At 67.7% G+C, this 18,276-nt stretch carries 11 protein-coding genes; 4 read left to right on the top strand and 7 right to left on the bottom strand.

Features of this window, described 5'->3' with window-relative positions; genetic code table 11:
• Window positions 1–176: 176 nt before the first annotated feature.
• From NYZ95_RS20395 to NYZ95_RS09220, 5 genes are all read right to left on the bottom strand, one after another.
• Window positions 177–6,401, bottom strand: a complete 6,225-nt coding sequence (locus NYZ95_RS20395) for an RHS repeat domain-containing protein (protein WP_262850887.1) — start codon at window positions 6,399–6,401, stop codon at window positions 177–179.
• Between the two features lie 92 nt (window positions 6,402–6,493).
• Complete coding sequence (locus tag NYZ95_RS09235) at window positions 6,494–8,515, bottom strand: hypothetical protein (protein ID WP_262850885.1); 2,022 nt, start codon at window positions 8,513–8,515, stop codon at window positions 6,494–6,496.
• Window positions 8,487–9,416 carry a hypothetical protein gene (locus tag NYZ95_RS09230; protein WP_262850883.1) on the bottom strand — a complete coding sequence of 310 codons (930 nt, stop codon included), beginning with the start codon at window positions 9,414–9,416 and terminating at the stop codon, window positions 8,487–8,489. The genes NYZ95_RS09235 and NYZ95_RS09230 overlap by 29 nt, the downstream gene beginning before the upstream one ends.
• A gap of 448 nt (window positions 9,417–9,864) precedes the next feature.
• Window positions 9,865–10,635: a CPBP family intramembrane glutamic endopeptidase gene (locus tag NYZ95_RS09225; protein ID WP_262850882.1), complete on the bottom strand. Its 771-nt coding sequence runs from the start codon at window positions 10,633–10,635 to the stop codon at window positions 9,865–9,867.
• On the bottom strand, window positions 10,632–11,537 hold the full coding sequence (locus NYZ95_RS09220) for an NAD(P)H-binding protein (RefSeq protein WP_262850880.1): 906 nt from the start codon (window positions 11,535–11,537) through the stop codon (window positions 10,632–10,634). The genes NYZ95_RS09225 and NYZ95_RS09220 overlap by 4 nt, the downstream gene beginning before the upstream one ends.
• Window positions 11,538–11,853: 316 nt before the next feature.
• Between NYZ95_RS09220 and NYZ95_RS09215 the strand changes: the two genes are divergently transcribed.
• From NYZ95_RS09215 to NYZ95_RS09200, 4 genes are read left to right on the top strand one after another with little or no spacing between them, the layout of a single operon-like run.
• On the top strand, window positions 11,854–12,690 hold the full coding sequence (locus tag NYZ95_RS09215; RefSeq protein WP_262850878.1) for a transporter substrate-binding domain-containing protein: 837 nt from the start codon (window positions 11,854–11,856) through the stop codon (window positions 12,688–12,690).
• 33 nt (window positions 12,691–12,723) lie between these two features.
• Entirely contained in the window at window positions 12,724–13,548 is an 825-nt protein-coding gene (locus NYZ95_RS09210; RefSeq protein ID WP_262850876.1) for an amino acid ABC transporter permease, read from the top strand.
• The gene (locus NYZ95_RS09205; protein WP_262850874.1) at window positions 13,548–14,306 is read left to right on the top strand and encodes an amino acid ABC transporter ATP-binding protein; all 759 of its coding nucleotides are present in this window, start codon (window positions 13,548–13,550) and stop codon (window positions 14,304–14,306) included. Before NYZ95_RS09210 ends, NYZ95_RS09205 begins: the two co-directional genes overlap by 1 nt.
• 59 nt (window positions 14,307–14,365) lie before the next feature.
• Window positions 14,366–16,237: a PspA/IM30 family protein gene (locus NYZ95_RS09200; protein WP_262850872.1), complete on the top strand. Its 1,872-nt coding sequence runs from the start codon at window positions 14,366–14,368 to the stop codon at window positions 16,235–16,237.
• Between the two features lie 18 nt (window positions 16,238–16,255).
• On the opposite strand, the gene NYZ95_RS09195 is transcribed toward NYZ95_RS09200, so the two are convergent.
• Entirely contained in the window at window positions 16,256–17,371 is a 1,116-nt protein-coding gene (locus tag NYZ95_RS09195) for an ABC transporter permease (protein WP_262850870.1), read from the bottom strand.
• On the bottom strand, window positions 17,368–18,270 hold the full coding sequence (locus tag NYZ95_RS09190; RefSeq protein ID WP_262850869.1) for an ABC transporter ATP-binding protein: 903 nt from the start codon (window positions 18,268–18,270) through the stop codon (window positions 17,368–17,370). Before NYZ95_RS09190 ends, NYZ95_RS09195 begins: the two co-directional genes overlap by 4 nt.
• Between the last annotated feature and the right edge of the window lie 6 nt (window positions 18,271–18,276).

The following is an 18,276-nucleotide window of genomic DNA, read 5'->3' as shown; positions in this document are numbered from 1 at the left end:
TGCGAAGCGACAACGCTGCAATGTAATCATGTCCCCCCCACGGATTGGGGCTCGGTCTACGCGCTTCAGCCGCGAGTCTTGCGACATGGCTGCGCCACCCATCGACCAACTCAAGGATGGTGACTGTCCGTCCCGGCGCGAGCTCCACTCTGACACCATCGAGCGAATTGGTCATGTTATCGCCCCGGGTAGTACGCGGTGCTTCGCCATGGCATGTCCTCATTCACAATAACTCTAACGCCGCGATGGTCGAGTTGTACCGCGTTTTGCCCTGTCAGGGGGGTCGGTTTCCCGCGGGAGAGCACGCGACGGATTTCGTCGAAGCTCGGCCTGGTCAGGTCATCAATTCCCGCATGTTGATGAGTCAGTTGGGCCAGCTCGTCTAGGTCATAGTCAGCAGCGCCGCCAGCGGGCCGATAGCCACGGGAAGCTGGGAGTCCAGCAGAGCCACGCTCGTCCCTGACGTGACGCGGCTTACCTGCACTACTAGGGGCCTTCCTTGTGCGCTTAACGGCATCGGCGGCGCGCTTCGCTTGGTAGACGCGTGTCCCGGCAACCGTGATGCGCACCGCAGCACCAACTGCGGTCGTCGTGATAGCAACGTTCAAAACGTCCATGCCGACAGCGCCGTAGCACTCACCACCCCGGAAGCCGGCGTCGATACAGACCCGCAGCGAAGGCGCGAAGGTATCAGCCACGACGGCGCCCGCCTTGGACCACCAGCTGGGCCCGGGATCGACGTCAACGACTCCCGACGCCGGTGGCAGCCCGCCCGACGACGTCGAGCCGGAAGACTGCCCTGGAGAACCAGTGTTCGTGTCCGTCGACGGGTTGTTGCCGGTGTTCGTCGAGCCTTCGGAACGGTTCCGACCGTCCTCTGTCGTCCCGTCGCCCACTTCTTCGGGCAGGCCGTAGGTGGGGCGGTCGTCCTTTCCTGTGGGGAAGAGACCGGTCGGGTCGGCGAACGACACTGGGTTGTTGTTCGCGTAGCCGTAGGCGTTCATCTGCTGCGGATCGTTCAGATCCATGATCGGGTCGACACTCAGGAAGCGCCCCATCGACGGGTCGTACTCTCGTGCGCCGAGGTGGATCGTCCCCGTGGATTCGTCCGTCTGCTTCCCGAGGAAATGCCGGTCACCGGTCCATCCGTCCACGCTGTTCCTCGGTGCGCCGAACGGCATTGCGCGCCGCTTGACGATCGCCCCGGACACCGCATCCATCTGGACGACTCCCGTGCCTTGCGCATCGTTCGCGAGCAGGGTGAGTCTGCCCGGGGAACGGACAGCGATCAGCTCGCCGTTCAAGGTGTAGTTCCGCACGGCGGTCGGATTGCCAGCCGCATCCGTGCTGATCTCGGTCATGCCGACGTAGAGCGTGGTGACACCGCTCGCCTCGTCACGCTTCAAAAGGCGGTTGCCGTCTGCGTCATATACGTAGGAGGTCGCATCACCGGACGGGACATCAGTGACGGCGGTCTGCTTGCCCTCGGCGTCCCACTCGATCGTCTGCTCGCGCCCGTCGTCCCAGGTTCGCGACGTCGTGTTGCCGGTGGCATCGTAGGCGAAGGTCTCCGTTCCGAGCGCGGGAACGGTGGGTGGCACAGGTGAGGCTGCATCCGAGCCCGCAACCTGGCGAGAAGCAAGAGCGTGCGTTCCCGGCACGATGTCATACCGGTGGGCCGTGCGCTGAACAGCCACGCTAGTCGGAGCGTTTTTCCGCCGTTCCGTGAGGCCTGTCCTGTTCCCGGACGCGTCGTACTCGTACGAGTCCCAGTAGGGGGAATTGATCCCCATGTATGCACCCAGAAAGGGATTTGAATCCCCAAGCGGCGCGCACGCGCCGGATGCGTTCAACATCGTCCACGCCTCACGAAGACGCCGCTGATGGTCGTACTTGAAGCACTGGAGATCAGAGGAATTAAGACCGTCGTCACGAATATGCGTCACGTTTCCCGCTGCGTCGTACCCATACTCCAGCCCAGCGTCCACCGTCGTCGCGGTGCCTTGACGCGAGATGTCACGCGAGACCAGGCGGCGCGTGCCTTCCTCGTACTCGTTCGCGACGTACATGGCCTTGCCGATCGTCGGGCCCATGTCCCGAAGCAGCACCTCGCCGAAGGGCGAGTACACGGTGTCTGCGATGAAGCTCCCCACACCGTTGTAGGACGTCACGTTGCCCACGGCGTCGTAGGTGTACGTGAGCCGTTCACCGACCAGCAACGGAGCGAGCGGGAGGTCGACGGTCGAGACGGAGTCGTCCGGGTTGTAGCTGTACTTGGTCCGGTGACCGGCTGCCTTGTGCAGCCGTCCGAGCGATGCTGGCACGTCGACCGACGTCTCGAGGACCCGACCGGCGTCGTCATAGGCGACGACCGAGTTCTTGTACTCCTCGTACGTCGGCGCGCCATCGCCGCTCGTCCCGACCTTCACGTAGCGCGTCGAGGAGGTCGGCAGTCCCCGCTTGAGCGAGTCGTACTGCCACGACGCGCGCTTCGTACCGCTCGGCCCATCATCGTGGAGTGCGGTCTTGCGCCCCAGCTTGTCGTAGCCGGTCCAGAGCGTGCGGCCCTCGGCGTCCGTGGACGTCACTTGGCGGTCGAGGCTGTCGTAGGTAAAGACGGTCCTCCCGCGGTCGGGATCGTCGACCTCGCTCGTGTTGCCTCGTACGTCGTAGTCGTAGGTCCACCGTGCACCACCCGGCGCGACGACTTCGGAGAGCTCACCTGCGTAGGTGTAGGAGTACGTGGTGATGTCGGCGTCACCGGACGCGACCGTGCCCTTGTACTGGAAGAGCTCCGTGGTGTTTCCGCGAACGTCGGTAACGGTCGTTGTGGGGGCTGCGCCTGCTGGTGGCACCGCGTTCACGCGGTCGCCTCCGTACGTGAACGTGGTGCGCCATTTCTCCGCACCCATCGACTTCGTCATGTCGGCGACCACTCGACCAGCAGCGTCGTAGGCGTAACGGGTGTAGAGAGGTGTCTGGTAGTCAGGGGCCTCCACGAAGGTGGGCGAAGGCGCTTCGGCGTTGTAGAACGGCCCCCGCAGATCGGCGACGCGACCGACCGAGTCGTAGCGTGTCTCGGTCACCAAGCGACCGCCGTTCACTCCCGCCGCGCGGGTCTGGGTCGACCGAGGCCGCATGAGCCCGTCGAAGAACTCATAGCTCGCGATGTAGGCACCAGCCGGGTTGAGCCGCTTCGTCGTGACGACGTTCAGGCTCGTCCTGCTCATCGCGTACGCGTACTCGGCCGTCGGCCCGTCACCAGCAGCCTTGCTGCGCCCCGGGCGCCACACCTTCAGGAGCCGGCCCAGTGGGTCGTACTCGGTGTCGGTGCGCTGGTCACGCTCGTTCACCGTATTGATGACCGAGCCTCGCTCAGCGTTGACCGTCGAGGTCGTCACGAAGGCGGCACCCGCGTACGTCATCGGCGACGTGGTGGTGATCGTCGTCGCCCCGTTCGCGGCCCGCGCGTAAGATGTCCTGGTGGATTCGTCCTCGGCGTTCGTCACCGAGGTGACGCGACCGACGGCGTCATACGTGGTGGTGGCATCGGTGCGGTAGACCGGGGCGGCAGGGGTCCCGCCCTCGATGCTCTCGCTCCGTGTCGGGTTCCCCCTGGTCGGTGCGGTGCCGTACGGACCTCCGTCGTAGGAGATGCGCACGTCGGAGATGATCTGGTCCTGACGCGTCAGCTCCGCCCCGCACCCACCGGCGGTCTTGACCTCACGGGCGACCGTCCCCAGGATCCAGTCGCTCCTGTTGGCCACGTAGGTCGTGCGGGTGCAGGTGTTGTCGCTGAGGACGAGCTCACCGGCGTCGTTCACCTGGGTAGCGAAACCGTCCTCGTTATAGTCGGTCACGACGCGTGAGACCCGTTCCCCGCCAGCGGCGAGCGGGGTTCGCAGTTCTTCGGCCCCCGTTCGCACGATCCGGGCCTCTCCCGTCGGATCTGCCGCCGCGTGATCAGAACTTCGCCATGGCGTCAGGATCTTGAGAGACACCGTGGCGCCGCCCGGACCGAGAGTCACCTTCTCCTTGCGGACGAAACCCTCGAAGTGCTCACGATCCGTGATCGTGTCCGTGTCCGAATCGCCGACGTCCTCACCGTCGAGGCCCCGCAGGTAGAGGTAGTCGGTGTTGGTCTTTGGCCCCTCGGCACTCCCCACCCTGACCGAGACCTTGGCGTAGCCGCGCCAGTCGTTGTACGTGCGGTACTTCTTCGGGATTGCCGGCACGTCGTTCAGCGCCCATGCAGGAGTGCCCGAGTAGACGTAGCTGGTCGACTTCGCTTCGGCGTTCCCTGTCTTGTCGGCCTCGGTCACGCTGTCCACGACGTACTTGTGGAAGAAGTGGAGCTGCGGCTCGACGCCACCGGGAGGGGTGAAGTACGACGGGAAGCACCGCTTGGCGTTCGTCCGCAACGCGTCCGGAGCGGGTGTCGAATCCGGCGTGCAGGCCGGGTTGGAATACGAGACGAAGGTCTCCCCGCCGACACCATTGTCGATCGCGTTGACCCGCCACTTGTAATACGGACTCGCGTTGTCGTCCGGCGCATCGACTCGACTGGGGAGCGGCTGCCCGCCGAACGTCACGCTTGCGTCAGCGAGTGTCCCGCCAACCAGCCCCTTCCGGGCGACGCTCGTAAGCGACAGCGCGCGGCGCGTGTGATCCCCGGTCCTTGGGAAGCCGACGGCGAATGTCCACTCATCGACCGGCGAGTACCCACCATTCTTGACGACCGACGTCGTGATCTTGCCGAGGCGCAACAGCGAGAAGAATGTGGGCGACAGACGGTCGGTGCAGGAACTCTCGCTCCGGCAAATCTGGTCGCTGGGAACGTCGGGCCACGCTGAAGCAGTCGCGTCTGTCGGCGAGGCGAGGCACTCCACGGTACTGGCAGGGTCGCACCGCCTGACGCTGTCGAACTCCACCCGGGCCGGCGCCGGCGAATCCTCGGCGCCTGCGCGCTGCCCGTACTCGATCTTGCGCAGCACCGCAGCGCGGTCGTACTCGACGCTCTTGGCATTGAGATTGAGGCCGTACCGGTTCTTCTCCTGCGTGTAGAAGTAGGTCATTGAGTTGTCGTTCGTATCAACAACGTGGTCGAGGCCCCAGCGCCAGGCCTGTGTGCAATGCGAGTCCTTGAAGGCCGCCGCGTGGCAGGGCTCCCCACTCTGGTTGCCGAAGACGGGGACGGTCGACACCGAGGCCGTACGAGCCGTATCGTCCGCGAAGCGCTTCCCGCGGCCGAACGAGTAACGCGTGCCGTCTGAGGTCGTGAGAACCCAGTACTCCCCATCGCGTGCCCCGGTCGGCGCGCCCGTCTTGCGCTCGATCCGACTCCCGTCGTCCGACTCCAGGCGCCAGACGTTCGCGGTGGCAGTCTTGAGGAGGCGCCCCGCCCGCCCACCCATCACCAGCGTCAGGTTGTCGTCGCGCCAGCAGAGGTCACCCGTCTTCACCGTGGCGTTCGAGTCCGTCATGTCGTCGGCGCACGTCGCGTACGACCTTTCGACATAGCCGGGCTCGAGTTCGAAGCCCTCGCCGACCCATGACGGCTGGTTGTTGACCGACGAGGTCCTCCCGTCGACCGAGGCCGACGAGTAGATGAGCTGGAGGTCAGGCGTCGGTCCGCCGATTCCCGGTGGGGTGGTCAGCGGGTATGACCAGTTGAAGCCACCCGTGTTGCCGCCGACCGACCAGGACGCGGTCGACGACAACGGAGTCGCAGTGAAGTCGCCGCCCTCTCCGGAGGCGGCCGCCATGAGCGCGAATGTCGCTCCCTCGGATGCGACGAGAGACGATTCCGGCACCGTACCGGTGACGGTGCGGGCCGACACGTCGTTCTCGGACGGTACCGCTGTCGCCTCGTCGCAGCGAACCTCGGACTCCTGCGTCGCACACTCCCTGAGCAGCACCAGATGCAGGCGCCCCGCCCAGTCGCCGCCGTACGCGTTCGCGAAAGCCCCGTAGTCGACCCGGAGCTCGACGTCCCCGCCGTCGGGCGAGTCGGCACGAGCGCTGAAGAACACGCCGTGTGCCCTACCTCCGCCCAATCGGCCGTGCCCGAGCCGTGCAACGCGCACGCTTGACTCCGGCTCAGAAGCGCCCCTCGACGCACGCCGCACGGCGACGCCCGACCTCACGTCACGGGTCCACGACCGCCCAAGACCGATCGAGGCCGCCTTCGTCGCGCCGGGCACGTCGGCCGATCCCACCGGGCCGGCCGACGCGTCGCGCAGCTTGGCGATCGCGCGCTCGGCCTTAGTCGCTACGCGGCGCGCCTCAGGCTTCCTCACCTTGACGGATGCGACCTCGGCAGGCTGCGGCCCCGCCTCACCCGGCGACGACGGGCGGGCCTGCGCCGGAGCAAGCAGTCCTCCGGTGAGCACGACGCCCACGACCGCCACGACCGACGACACGTAAAAGCGACTCGACATCCGACACCTCGACGTCTGGTAAAGGGCTCGACCGAACAGGGCAGGTTCGTGGGTCAGTACGGCTCAGACTCGAGCATCTGCAGGAGGCCGAACTCTTCGGAGTCATACCTCACCAGCGAGGCGCGGTCCGGAACTCCTTGCGAGACCACCACGTTGTCGATCAGAGCCACCGTCGGCCGGTCGGCCGGGGCCGCGCCTTCCCGGCTCCTCCCGATGGAGAGGCCATCCGTGCTGGCGATCGGAGCGGTCACGCGCGCGGACCACGGCGACCGGCACATCAGCTCCGTCGTGACGCCGTTCTTGCAGGCGACGCCTCTCCCCTTCCCGAGCCACAGGAAGACGTCCTGGCTCCCGGCCTGGTAGGCGCCGACGACGTGGAACCAGTCATCGTCGGTGGCGGGAATGTCCGAGTACGCGGTCGCGTACTCGCCCACGGCGTCGTCCCAGACCCGGAACGAAAAGCAGCCTGCCCCGACGACGTCGGTCTCGGCTCCATCCGCCGCGACGGTCGTACGAGGGCAGCTTGCCTCGACCGCGAGCTCGAACACGGACCGCTTCGTCCCGTTCTTGTCGACGCCCTGCTGGCCGATCAGCGTCGACGTGCCGGAGAAGTCCTTCGGCTTCACGAAGGCGGAGACCATGTAGCTGTTCTTCGTGTCGAACTTCGGACCGGAGAGGTCGAGCGCGAAGAGGACGCCAGCGGGGGCGAGCCCGTACTCCTCGCGCCACTCAGGTATCCAGCCAGGGGGCATCGGGTCGGGCGCGTACTCCTCGTACGTTCCGCCGAGGCTCGCGCGGAGCTCTTGCGCATGCGCGACTCCCCCGTTCGACCTCGGCGGTTGGTCGGGCGCGGTCACGAGGTTGTACGACCCCAGGTGACCGACGTCGTTGAATGAGTACCGCAGCTTGTCGACCAGACCGTGAGCCTCGAAGGTTGCGCTGGTTACCTCGCTCGGGTTGGCCGCGCGGTCGATAGCTAGAGCGGCGATTTTGTTGAGACCGATCCGAGACGGCTTAACAGTTGCCGTGCCGGTATGGGGCTGCGTGAGTGCGATGACTAGGTTCGACGGGACATCGGAATCCACCGACCATCTGTACGCGATTACGTCGTGATCGGACGCGTGCGGCGCGAACTGGACCGTGCCTCCCGGGAGGGTGCTTCCCGGGCCCTCATACGTCCATTCGATGTCAGGCATGATTATTTTTGGCACCCGCGGCCGAACGGCATCTATCGTGAAGCGACACGCTGTAGTCCATGCACTAGAGACGCCTGCGGAGTCGTACGCACGCACGCGCCAAGAATAGGAGCCGGAAACCGGATCCCCTTGCGCATTGACCCCTACTCCGGAATCCGACGTGACAACTTGAGCGCCGGACTTCACCGGAGCGCTTGTGTAGCTCCACGCAACGGACTTTCCGGTAGCGGTCGTGCCGGAGAGCTTAAATTCCGCCCGCAACATCTTCGATGCCTCCGGGTCAGAAAGCTTTGCCTGCAGCTTCGGGGCGTCCGGTCCAAAAAGGTCGCCGCATTTGCCGCTTGGCTCCGCCATCTTCAGGCTCGACGGCGTGTTCGGCCTGGTCCTGGTGACGACCGTCAGCCGAGCACCAGCGCCGAACCGTTTCCAGCCCGAGGCATCGCTTCCGTCTTCAAGGGCCGATGGAACCTTCATTCCGAAAGTCACGGTTGGCTTACCGCTTTGTGCGACCGCCTTGAGTGCCTTAGTAACGTCGAAACCGATCCTCTCCTCGGCGGCACACCCCGGACGCCCACCGGCGACATTTCGGGAGTCCTGAAAGTATTCGCTTTCGAAATCTGGCTGGTTGTTCCAAGTCGTCTTTGAGGTGACCTTGGTCGTACGGTAGACGCGGACCTCTCTCGGCGTACAGGACCACGAGTGAAGGAGTTTCGCGTCAAAGGACGCACTCATGACAACGTCGGAACCGATGTTCGGCGTGTTGAAATTCCAGAAGAGACGCTTGGTTGAGACCCCATTGGCGTTCTGAAATCCGACCCCTTCGCCGTTCGAGTCCGTCCAATTGAAGAAGCTAGCGTTGGGATGCTGTTTGAAGACCATCGCCCGACCGTTGCGTTCCGCAGTCAGTGGGGGATCGATGTAGAGCGGGTACGTCACCTCGGCGCCAGCGAGTGCTTCCTCGGGGGGGCAGAAGTGTCAAGGCGTCGTCCTCGAGGACGGTCTCCACCGTCGTCAGCGCGTCGCCGTCGGACGGACCGCTCGCCTCGGTGTCTACGTCGACCCCGGACAGTGCCATGGCCTGCGCCCCGCCGGTGGGGGCCACGATGCTCCCGGAGGAATCCCACATCTTCGCGCCGCTCGACACGCCGACCTCAGTGCCGTACTCGTCGACGAGGGTGAGCCTGCCCGCATCATCGGCCTCCAGTTCGCCGTTCTTCACCTCGATCGGGAAGCTCAGCTCGCGCAGCGCAGGGTTGGCAGCCGCCTCAGCATCGTGGACGACGAGGACGTGTGAGATTCCGACCGCGCTCACGGACACGCGCAGGTCGACGCCATCGAAGACTCCCTCGTACGTCGCTGTGTCGTCTGTCAGCACCGGCTCGGGCAAGGGGTCGGGCCACCACACCGAGCTTCGGACTCCTTCGATGTCGATGCTGAAGAGCGGAGACTCAGTCCCGCCAGCCGAGAGCTCGACGTCGCCTGGCGCTGCCTCAGGGACGATGACGTCACGGTCGGGCGCTAAGCTGGTGTCGATATCGCGCCAACCGTCCCCGTCACGCACTCGCTCGGGCTCCGCCGAGATTGTCGTGGTGTAGGTGCCGTCAGGGTTCGCCGTGACGGTTTCCGTCTCGGTGGTGGCACCCTCGATTTCGACCGGCTCGTCGAGCACGGTCTCGGAAGCGACGACTGCGGACGCTCCGTCGCCTGCCCCAGGCGCCAATGTCGTCAGCGGAATAACGGCGAGCACAACAGACCCCACGACAACGCGCGACAGCTTCACGGCGGAACCTCGTTCTGCGTTACAGCGCCCTTGTTGCGCCGATCCGCCGCGATGGCAGGTGACAGGATCATCCGGACGTAGATGAAACTCGTCAACACGAGAAGAAGGCGTGTTACACAACCGTGACTTCATCAACTCACGCGTCGACGTGGAATTGTCCGGATTCTTCCACCGCCATGGGTGCAATTACCCTGATTTGAGACCGCACTTCTGCAACTGAATCGCACATCGTGAAGCACACTTGACGCATCCAAGCAGCTTGGTCTTCGGCGGGGAACGCAGTACTCAAACTCGGGCCTGGCACGGACGAGAACATCAAAGTCAGTGATTTAGAACAACACGATGGTCGAAATGCAGCCGCTGGGCGGCTTGACATTGACCGCCAGCCGGCCGCTCGGAGACACAACCCGTCTAGAGACCCACCGCTTCACCCGTCATCTCACGCAGGTCACCGAGGGGGCCCGCCCGGATCTGGGTGAACCTCAATCACCCCGTCACGCCGCTCACGGAACAGCGGCGGGAGGTAGCGCAGCATCAGCGCCGACCACGTGAGGTGGGTCAGCGTCGATGCCTGCACCCCACCCGTGGCGCGCCGCTGGAGACCGAACAAGGTCCCCATCACCGCCCCGGCCAGCATCAGCGAGGGATTCCGCGAGGACGCGGTGGTCGCCGTATAGGCGAGGGTCGAGACGAGGACGGGGTGGCGCTCCCCTACCGCGTCGTACAGAGCCCCGCGGAAGAACAGCTCCTCGGCAGCGCCGTTCGCGAGGGTGGTGAGCACGACCAGCGGCGTGCTGCCCTCGGCGAAGCGCAGCACGCGCCGGAGGGCCGCGTCGAGGACCGGGATGCGCTGCGCCACCAGCGCTCCCGCGTAGAAGCAGCCGAACGCACCGACCCCGGTCAGCACCGGCACCACGACCGGGCGGCGCTGGGGCGCGTCCGGGCGCTCGATCCAGCCCCGGTGCAAAGGCCCGGAGGCCAGTGCGCCCGCGGTCCAGGTCGCGGCCGTCGCCAGCGTCAGGCCGTAGAACTGCGGCGAGTCGGGCCGCGTCGAGAGCGACACCCCGAGCACGCCCGCGCCGGCGACGCCGACGGCGACGACCGTACGACGGCGTCGGCGGACCACCTCGGCGGGCTCAGGGACGGCGGCCCGGGCGACGTACCCGAGCCCGCGCGGAAGCAGGACGCGGGCACGCTCCCAGCGTCCTCCGCGGCTCACGCGGACCCACCGTCCTCCTGCTCCCGGGCGCGCTCGGCGAGCGCCTGCAGGACCGCCTCGTCGTACGACAGCGGCTCGAAGGGCACCGCCTCGCGGATCGCGTCGTCGCGCACCACGACCTCGTTGACCATCGAGTCGACCAGCGAACGCCCCGTCCGGGTGTCGACGTCGGTGACGAAGGCGAGCCACAGCGCCGAGAGCCCCGGGCTGAGCAGCGGGACAGGGAGGATCACCGGGTGGCGCCCCTCGATGTCGGCGAGGCGGCGCATCATCGCCGCGTACGCGAGGACGTCCGGACCGCCGATCTCGTAGGCACGGTCGGAGCCTTCGGGCAGCGTCAGCACCCCGACGAGGTAGCGGATCACGTCGTCCACGGCGATCGGCTGCGTCCGTGTGCTCACCCAGCGCGGCGTCACCATCGCGGGCAGGTGCTCGACGAGCTGACGCGTCATCTCCCACGAGATGCCACCGTGACCGACGACGATCCCCGCACGCAGCGTCGTGACCGGGACGCCGCCCTCCCCGAGCAGTCCCTCGACCTCGCGGCGGCTGCGCAGGTGGGGAGAGAGATCGTCGGCGTCGTCACCGAGACCACCGAGATAGACGATCCGTCCCACCCCCGCCTCGGCTGCCGCGTCGCCGAACGCACGGGCCGCACGGGCGTCGCGCCGGACGAAGTCGTCGGAGCCGAGCGAGTGGACGAGGTAGTACGCCGCCTCCACGCCCTCGAGCGCCGCCGGCAGCGAGTCCGGGACGTGCACGTCACCGAAGACGGGCCGTCCTCCCCCGCCGTACGTGTCGGGGTGCCGGGTCATCGCGAGCACCTCGTGGCCCTCGACCTCCAGGGCCGGGACGAGCCGTCGCCCGATGAAACCCGTCGCCCCGGTCACGAGCACCCGCATACGGCTCCCCCTCGGTCCGACGACTCCCTCGATCATCGGTCACGCAGGCCCGTCCGGCTGGGGAGACCATTGACGGCTGCCCGCTCCGCGTTCAAGGATGGCCCCCGGAGATCGACCCTCGACTTGCGTTACGGGACTGTGACCTCGCAACGGCACGCCAGGTGACGCAAGCAACCCCCGACCCCCTCGACGACCTCTGTGCACACCCTCGAGGCCGATCTCCCGGTGTCGTAACAAACCCGTGTTCTTCGTGTGGCACCATCCCTCCTCACGAGAGATCAGTCTCGTGGAACCTCAAGCTCAAGGAGCAACTTCGATGAAGGTCACCGGACGAGGCCTGGGCAGGGCGTTCGCCGCCGCTGCCGGAGCACTCGCTCTCACCGTCACGATGGCCGCCTGTGGCGGTGACGACAGCGACGACGCGGGCAAGGAGGTCGACGGCATCAAGATCGTGGAGGACGGCACGCTCACGATCTGCACGCACCTCCCGTACAAGCCGTTCCAGTACCGCGACGACAGCGACGAGGTCGTCGGCTTCGACACCGACCTGCTGGCGCTGCTCGCCGACGACATGGGCCTCGAGCACAAGGTCGTCGACATCGACTGGAACCAGATCACGTCGGGTGCCGCGTTCAAGGCCGGCAAGTGCGACGTCGGCATGGGCGCGATGACGATCACCGACGAGCGCGCCGGCGCCCTCACGATCTCCGACCCGTACTTCGACGCCACGCAGGCCCTGCTCGTCAAGGCCGACTCCGGCATCGAGGACCTCTCGGCGCTCAAGGGCAAGAAGCTCGGCGTCCAGACCGACACCACCGGCGCGATGTACGCCGAGGAGAACGCCGACAAGAACGGCTACAGCATCGTCGTCTTCGAGGACATGGCGCTGCAGGCGAACGCGGTCAAGGCCGGCTCGGTCGACGCCGCGATCAACGACAACGGCGTGCTCTTCGACTTCGCCAAGGAGAACCCGGACACCGCGGTGACGACGGAGTTCGACACGGGCGAGCAGTACGGCTTCCCGGCCGCCAAGGACGCCAACGGCGAGAAGCTCATCGAGCGCCTCAACGAGGTCCTGGCCACCGCCAAGGAAGACGGCACGTACGACGAGATCTACGAGAAGTACTTCGGCACCAAGCCGACGACCCGTTGATCTCACTGACCCGTCTGGCACAGTAAGGGAGCCATGAGCACCCCCACCGACTCGGCTCCGACCCGTCGTCCGCTGAGCCCGCGCAAGCGGGCTCAGCGGATCCGGGCCGTCCAGTACACCGTCCTCGTCCTGCTCGTCGCCGCCGCTGTCTTCTTCGCGGACTGGCCGCAGATCCAGGACGTCTTCTTCCGGCCCGACCTCGTCGAGAAGACGATCACGAGCGGGCTCGGGCACGCGCTCTTCAACACCATCGTCTACACGCTCGGTGCCTTCGTCTTCGGCATCGTCGTCGGCACGGTGCTCGCGATCATGCGGCTGTCCCAGATCGGGCCGTACCGCTGGATCGCCACCGTCTACATCGAGTTCTTCCGCGGTCTGCCCGCGCTGATCGTCTTCCTCGTCTTCACGCTGCTGCCGCTGGCCTTCCCGGGCATGCGCATCCCGTGGGACCCGTACGGCACCGTCTGGCTCGCCCTCGGCATCGTCGGCAGCGCCTACCTCGCCGAGACGATCCGCGGCGGCATCCAGGCCGTCCCGAAGGGCCAGGTCGAGGCCGCGCGCTCGCTCGGCATGACGTCGGGCCAGGCGATGCGCAAGGTCGTCCTGCCGCAGGCGTTTCGTACGATGCTGCCGCCGCTGACCAACGAGCTCATCCTCCTGGTCAAGGACTCGTCGCTCGTCTACATCATCGGCCTGTCCAAGGAGCACTACGAGCTCACGAAGTTCGGGCGCGAGCTGGCGAACCAGAACGTCAACGTGACGCCCCTCGTCGTCGCCGGCATCGCCTACCTGATCATCACCCTCCCGCTCTCGATGCTGGTCCGTCGGCTCGAGGCCAACGCAGGAAAGGCCCGCTGATGCCTGACGCGCTCGTCCAGATCCGCGACCTGCACAAGTCCTTCGGCGACAACCACGTCCTCCGCGGCATCGACTTCGAGGTCGAGCAGGGCGAGGTCGTCTGCGTGATCGGCCCGTCCGGCTCCGGCAAGTCGACGCTGCTGCGCTGCGTGAACCTCCTCGAGGAGCCCACCAGCGGCACCGTCCTCGTCGCCGGCGAGGACCTCACCGACCCCGACTGCGACATCGACGCCGCGCGCCGCCACATCGGCATGGTGTTCCAGAGCTTCAACTTGTTCCCCCACCACACCGCCCTGACCAACTGCATGCTCGCGCAGCAGACGGTCCTCAAGCGCGGCAAGAAGGAGGCGCGCGCGGTCGCTCAGGAGAACCTCGACCGCGTGGGCCTCACGGACAAGCACGACGCCTACCCGGCGAAGCTGTCCGGCGGCCAGCAGCAGCGCGTCGCGATCGCGCGCGCCCTGTCGATGGCCCCGAACCTCATGCTCTTCGACGAGCCCACGTCGGCCCTGGACCCCGAGCTGGTCGGCGAGGTCCTCACCGTCATGCGCAAGCTCGCCGAGGAGGGCATGACGATGCTCGTCGTGACCCACGAGATGGCGTTCGCCCGTGAGGTTGCCGACCGGGTGGTCTTCATGGACGGTGGAGTGATCGTGGAGCAGGGCGCGCCGGCCGACGTCATCGGGAGCCCGAAGGAGCCCCGTACGAAGGAGTTCCTGCGTCGTGTCCTCGACCCCACCCACGTCACCCCGAGCTGATTGCGAGATAGTCGACCCTCGACAGACTTCAGGGAGGACTTTCATGGCGGGGATGCCCCATGGCTGAGAAGCAGTCCGTCCTCGGCCGCGTGACGGCACTGGCGCAGGCCGACGTCTCGACGCTGATCGACGACTCCGCCGACCCGGAGTCCCTGTTCCTGGCGCTGACGCGGGCGTACACGACGACGATCGCCGAGGCCGAGGACGCCCTCGCCGCCGCAGTGGCGGCCAAGCGTCTGACCGAGCACGACCGCGCTGAGGACCAGCAGACCGCGGACGACTGGGGAGTCCAGGCAGCCACCGCCGCGTACCACGCCTCCGAGCTGCGCGTCGAGGGCAACATCAGCGGTGCGGCCGTCTTCGACGACCTCGCCCGCATCGCCCTCGCACGACAGATGGCCACCGAGCGGGAGATCGCCGACGCCGCGTCGGTCGTCGCCTCCATGGCCTCGTACATCGAGCGTCTCCGGGAAGGTCTCGAGCTCGCAAAGGACCAGCTCGCGATCGTCGAAGAGCGCCGGGCCGCCCAGCTCGGGTTCGTCGAGCCCGCCGACGGCCGGATCCTCGACGACGAGGTCGCCGATGTGCTCGACCCGTACACCGAGCTCGCGACCTTCGAGCTGAAGCTCCACCGCGAGGACGAGCGGCTGTCCGACGAGATCGATCGCCCCTCCTACCTCGACGACCGCTTCACCGGCCGTGTCGAGCCGAGCGTGCGCGCCGAGGTCGAGCGGCGCCTGGAGCTCCTGCGCCCTGACGAGGACGAGCTCGTCGCCGCGCTGGCGGCCCGCGCGGCGGCGACCGCCGAACGGCTCGCGGACGAGGCCGACCGGCTCGTGTCCGAGGCTCAGGCGCACGACTCCCTGGACCTCGAGCTGGCGGAGGCAGAGCCAGAGGCGGAGCCGGAGCCGGAGCCGGAGCCTGAGCCGGAGGCGGAGGTCGCGCCGGAACCGGAGCCGGAGCCTGAGGTCGCGCCGGAACCGGAGCCAGAGGCGGAGCCTGAGCCTGAACCTGCGCCCGAACCGGTGGCGGAGGCTGTCCCGGAGCCCAAACCCGAGCCCGAGCCCGAGCCTGAACCCGAACCTGAACCGGATCCGGAGCCTGAACCAGAGCCCGAACCGGAACCGGAACCCGAACCGGAACCCGAGCCCGTACGGCCGGCTGGGCGGCGCCGCGCCGACGTCCCCGTCAAGGGCCCAGACGACGAACCGACCGTGCCGGTCGTTCCGCCGGCACCGGCTGCGGCGCCGGCACCCGTGCCCGCGCCGCAGCCTGAGCCCGCCCCCCAGCCCCAGCCCCAGCCCGAGCCCCAGCCGAAGCCAGAGCCCGAGCCCGAGCCCTCCCCCGAGGACGACGAGCCGGAGCCCCCGGCGCCCCCGGCACCGCCGGGTCCGATCCGCATGTCCGGGGTGGACCCGACCCCGCGGGGCAATCCCCTGGCCGGGATCGCCGACAGCGAGGCGGCGTACCGGCTCGCGCGTGCGCAGGAGGAGACCCGCTTCGACCTGCCGGCCTTCGACGACCCGCGCCCGGACTCGACCGGATCCCAGGCGGCGCTCGCCCCGTTGCCCCCGCTCCCGCCGGTCGACGAGGACGAGCTGCCGACCGCGGAGTACCCGGCGATCAGGTTCGACTCGGTCCCTGACGCGCCGGCGCCGGACCCCCGTACGGAGGAGGACAGGCTCCGCGAGGAGGGCGACGCCCTCGCGCGCCGTCGCGCCCGGCGTGCCCGCGAGGCGCGCCAGCCGGGCGTGCCGACGGCGTACGACATCGCGTACGACCCGACGCAGGGTCCGGCGCACCCGAGCTTCTTGGAGCCTCCGGGTGCCCGCGAGCAGGGCGAGGACGCACAGGTGTTCCCGCTGCGTCCCCGGACCGAGGGCAGCCGTCAGAGCCGCCCTGCTCCGGACGAGCCCGACGAGCGCACCTAGCCCTCGCCGGGCACCCCGTCAGGTCGTGTCCCAGCGGAACAACCGCGTGGCGAGCGCTCCGAGCACGGCGGCGAACGCCAGCAGGGCCAAGGTCGGGACGACGATCGCGGACGGTCCCTCGCCACGCACCATGACGTCGAGCATGCCCTCGTTCACCCACTTGAGCGGCAGGACGTTCGACAGGGCGACGATCCAGGCGGGCGCCTCGTCGAGCGGGAAGAACGACCCCGACAGGAACGCCATCGGCAAGATGACGAAGTTGGCGGCGCCGGTCGCCCCCTCCTCCGTCTTGCTGAAGGAGCCCACGAGCAGTCCCAGCGCGAGGAACGCGAGCGTCGCCGCGGCCAGCAGCGGCACCGACAGCCACCACCAGCCCGTCAGCTCCAGTCCCATGAACAGCACGGCCGGGACGAGGAACATCGCCATCTGGATGCCAGCGAGCATCAGGGCTGTCACGACCCTCGCCCCGACCACCGCCGCGGTCGGGACGGGCGAGAGCCGCAGCCGGCGCAGGACACCGTTGCGTCGCCAGAGCACGAGGTTCGCGGCCGCCCCGAAGGTGGCGCCCATCGCGATCGCCCAGCCGAGCAGGGACGGCGTGAAGTACTGGATCGCGCTCAGCGACTCGTCCTCGACCTGCTGCGTCGACAGGGTGTAGGTCGGCGGCTGACCGGACGCCGCCTGGTTCGCCGCCTGCACGAGGCCGTTGAAGGTGCCCTGGACGATGCTGGCGGTGACCTGGTCGGCCGCGGAGTACCACAGCTCGAGCGCGTCGCCGTCCATCGTGACGACCGCGTCGGCGTCGCCCTTGCGGACCTCCGCGATCGCGGCGTCCCGGTCGTCGCTCTTCTCGATGTGCAGGGAGTCGTCGATGACCTTCTGTGCCTCGGGCCCCGCCTGGTCGAGGAGCGGGACCGCGCCGACCTGGATCACGTCGCTGCGCGGGGTCCCGCTGTCGGCGAGCAGGCCGCCGAAGAGGAAGAGGAACATGAGCGGGAAGATGACGGCCCAGAAGAGCGCCATCTTGTCACGGAGGAACCCCTTCGCCATCGCCACCGCGAGGCTCCGGAACGCCCGCCTGGGCGCCGGCGACGCCACGGCGGTGGTCCCTCGCTCGGTCGTCGGGACGCTCATGCGCGGTACTCCCGGCCCGTCAGGCGGAGGAAGACGTCCTCCAGGGACCCGCTCCGTACGGAGAGCCCGTCGAGGGCGTCGCGCGCGGCCAGCGCCGTCAGGACCTCTGAGGGATGCCGCGTGAGGACCTTGATGCCGGTCTGCTCGAGCGCGGCGGACTCGACACCCGGGAGGGAAGCAGCGTCGTCCAGGGTCAGGGCACCGGCAGCCAGACCGATCGTCACCGGCAGGTCGAGCGCCTGGGCGAGCGACGCCGGCGTGTCGATCGCCAAGATCTTGCCCCGGTCCATGATCGCGACCCGGTCGCAGAGGAGCTCGGCCTCCTCCATGTAGTGCGTCGTGAGGACGACCGTGCGCCCTGAGTCGTTGAGGCGGTCGAGGACGTCCCACAGGTTGCGTCGTGCCTGGGGGTCGAGTGCAGCGGTCGGCTCGTCCAGGAAGACCAGGTCAGGGTCGTTGACGAGTGCGCACGCGATCGACAGCCGCTGCTTCTGGCCACCGGAGAGGTTCTCGGCGAGGACGGCCGCGTGGTCCGTCAGTCCGACGAGCTCCAGCAGCTCGTCCGTACGGGCGGAGGGGGCACCGTACAACGCCCCGAAGGTGTCGAGCTGCTCTCGGGCGGTGAGCTTCTCGAAGAACGCCGACGACTGCAGCTGCACCCCCATCCGCATGAGAATCCGCGGGTCGCGCTCCGCCGGGTCGACGCCGTCGACGAGCGCGCGACCCGCGTCCGGCCGGCGCAGACCCTCCAGGATCTCCAGTGCCGTCGTCTTCCCTGCACCGTTGGGCCCGAGGAGTCCGAAGAACTCCCCGGGCTCCACGGTGAAGGTGATCCCGTCGACCGCTCGGATGTCCCCGTACGTCTTTTCGAGGCCGTGCGCCTCGACTCTCAGACCCATGGGCAC

The organism is Mumia quercus (genome assembly GCF_025506335.1).
Classification (GTDB): Bacteria; Actinomycetota; Actinomycetes; order Propionibacteriales; family Nocardioidaceae; genus Mumia; species Mumia quercus.
Note: the sequence above shows the minus strand (reverse complement) of the source record. Positions and strands in the feature narration are given on the sequence as shown.

What these genes read in the sequence shown, in the direction of transcription:
- NYZ95_RS09235 (WP_262850885.1), bottom strand. Translation starts at nt 8,515, where the DNA reads ATGGTCTTCAAACAGCATCCCAACGCTAGCTTCTTCAATTGGACGGAC.
- NYZ95_RS09220 (WP_262850880.1), bottom strand. Translation starts at nt 11,537, where the DNA reads ATGCGGGTGCTCGTGACCGGGGCGACGGGTTTCATCGGGCGACGGCTC.
- NYZ95_RS09215 (WP_262850878.1), top strand. Translation starts at nt 11,854, where the DNA reads ATGAAGGTCACCGGACGAGGCCTGGGCAGGGCGTTCGCCGCCGCTGCC.
- NYZ95_RS09210 (WP_262850876.1), top strand. Translation starts at nt 12,724, where the DNA reads ATGAGCACCCCCACCGACTCGGCTCCGACCCGTCGTCCGCTGAGCCCG.
- NYZ95_RS09205 (WP_262850874.1), top strand. Translation starts at nt 13,548, where the DNA reads ATGCCTGACGCGCTCGTCCAGATCCGCGACCTGCACAAGTCCTTCGGC.
- NYZ95_RS09200 (WP_262850872.1), top strand. Translation starts at nt 14,366, where the DNA reads ATGGCTGAGAAGCAGTCCGTCCTCGGCCGCGTGACGGCACTGGCGCAG.
- NYZ95_RS09195 (WP_262850870.1), bottom strand. Translation starts at nt 17,371, where the DNA reads ATGAGCGTCCCGACGACCGAGCGAGGGACCACCGCCGTGGCGTCGCCG.
- NYZ95_RS09190 (WP_262850869.1), bottom strand. Translation starts at nt 18,270, where the DNA reads ATGGGTCTGAGAGTCGAGGCGCACGGCCTCGAAAAGACGTACGGGGAC.